2 protein-coding genes are annotated in these 1,902 nt (G+C 69.1%); both read left to right on the top strand.

Annotated elements, in window-relative coordinates:
* Positions 1-137 precede the first annotated feature (137 nt).
* Positions 138-1,373: a tyrosine-type recombinase/integrase gene (locus ITP53_RS55120; protein ID WP_195903443.1), complete on the top strand. Its 1,236-nt coding sequence runs from the start codon at positions 138-140 to the stop codon at positions 1,371-1,373.
* Positions 1,357-1,902: tyrosine-type recombinase/integrase (locus ITP53_RS55115; protein ID WP_195903442.1), on the top strand; the 546-nt coding region annotated here is incomplete at its 3' end. The genes ITP53_RS55120 and ITP53_RS55115, both read left to right, overlap by 17 nt.

Raw genomic sequence — 1,902 nt, 5'->3', positions numbered from 1 at the left:
CAATTATCTGGGGCTGGATGTTATGCCGGGCAAGGTGGATCAGTGCTGGCTGCGGGTGGTGCGACCGGTGAATTGACCTCATAACGCCGGAGGTTCACCGTCTCCTTCATCGAGGGATTGTCGATGGAGGTGAGGACATGGTCAAGGCTGCGACGGACGGCCGCTACCCGGTCAGGGTGTCGGGGCCGTTGGCTGGGCTGGTGCACGATTTTCGGCTGGAGCTGATCCGTCAGGGGTTCACGGAGCGGACCACTCAGGGGCATGCGTATGTGCTGGCGCATCTGAGTCGCTGGCTGGAGCAGGAGAGGGCGGCTCCCAGCGAGCTGGGCGTCGAGCGGATCATCGCGTTTGTCGCGGTGCGGCGTGCTGGCGGCTGTCGGCGGTGGCGAACGGTTGGCTCGCTGCGGCCGATGCTGGGCTATCTGCGCGGACTTGGGCTGATCCCGGCCGAGGAGCCGCGCGCCCTGGGTCCGGTCGATGCGGTGCTGGAGAGGTATCGCCGTTGGCTGGAGCGTGAGCGTCGGCTTGGCGAGCAGACGGTGAGTTTGCGCTTGCACTGGGCCGCCAAGTTCTTGGTCGCCCAGGTCGAGGGCGGACGGCTGGAACTGGGCCGGATCGGGCCGCAAGCGGTGACGGCGTTCGTGCTGGAGATGGCGCAGCTCTACGCGACCGGCTCGATGAAGCCGTTGACCTCGGGTCTGCGGTCGCTGCTGCGGTTCTTGTTCGCGGCAGGCGACATCGACCGTGATTTGTCGCCGGTGGTGCCGTCGGTTGCCGGCTGGCAGCTGAGCGGGATTCCGGTTGGTGCGGATGACGAGGCAGTCACCGCGCTGCTGGCGTCGTGCAACCGTGCCACGGCGGTCGGGCGGCGGGACTTCGCGGTCCTGCTGTTGATGGCCAGGCTGGGGCTGCGGGCGGTGGAGGTCGCGCGGCTGCGTCTGGAAGACCTCGACTGGCGCGGTGGTGAGCTGACGGTTCGGGGCAAGGGCGGCCGCGTCGACCGGATGCCGCTTCCGTCCGACGTCGGCGGCGCCCTGGCCGACTGGCTGCGCAGCGGTCGGCGGCCATCGACGTTGCGGGAGGTGTTCACCTGCACGATTGGCCTGGACGCGCCGATGAAGCGGCAGTCGATCGTGATGGTGCCGCGCAGTGCCTCGTTACGGGCCGGCATCGCGATGGTGGGCGCGCATCGGCTGCGGCATCGGGTCGCCTGCCGGGTGCTGGCTGATGGCGGGTCGCTGGCCGAGGTCGCCGAGGTGCTGCGGCACAGCGACCATGCGAGCTCGGCGATCTATGCGAAGGTCGACCTGGCCGCGCTTGCCGCGGTCGTGCGGCCCTGGCCGATGGCGGGCGGCGATGACGACACTGCGTGAGGCCGTGGACCGTTACCTGGCGATTCGCCGGAGCCTGGGTTACAAACTCAAGATCGAGGGCCGGATGCTCGGCCAGTTCGTCATCTTCTGCGACGCCCGCGGGCTGGACCACGTCACCGTCGCTGCGGCCGTGGAGTGGGCCACGGCCCCGGAGGGGGCGGATGCGTCCTGGTGGGCGGCACGGTTGACGGTCGTTCGCGAGTTCGCCCGGTTCCAGGCCGCCTTCGACGCCCATACCGAGGTCCCGCCGACGGCCCTGCTGCCACGCACGGGAGACCGCTGCGAGCCCCGTCTGTATTCACCGGCGGAAATCACTGCGATGCTGCGAGCAGCGCGGAGGTTCAAAAACCCGCTGCGCGCTGCCACCGTCGAGACGTTCATCGGTCTGATGGCGGCCACCGGCATCCGAACCGGGGAGGCGATGGGCCTGGACCGCGGCGATGTGGACCTGCACGGCCTCATCCTGCTGATCCGGGGCACCAAGTTCGGCAAGTCCCGCCTGGTCCCGGTGCACTCCAGCACCGCCGAG

The sequence above is a fragment of the Nonomuraea cypriaca genome (assembly GCF_015645445.1).
GTDB lineage: Bacteria > Actinomycetota > Actinomycetes > Streptosporangiales > Streptosporangiaceae > Nonomuraea > Nonomuraea cypriaca.
Note: the sequence above shows the minus strand (reverse complement) of the source record. Positions and strands in the feature narration are given on the sequence as shown.

Excerpts from the sequence above, each read along its gene's own strand:
- ITP53_RS55120 (WP_195903443.1), top strand. The coding sequence starts at position 138 with ATGGTCAAGGCTGCGACGGACGGCCGCTACCCGGTCAGGGTGTCGGGG.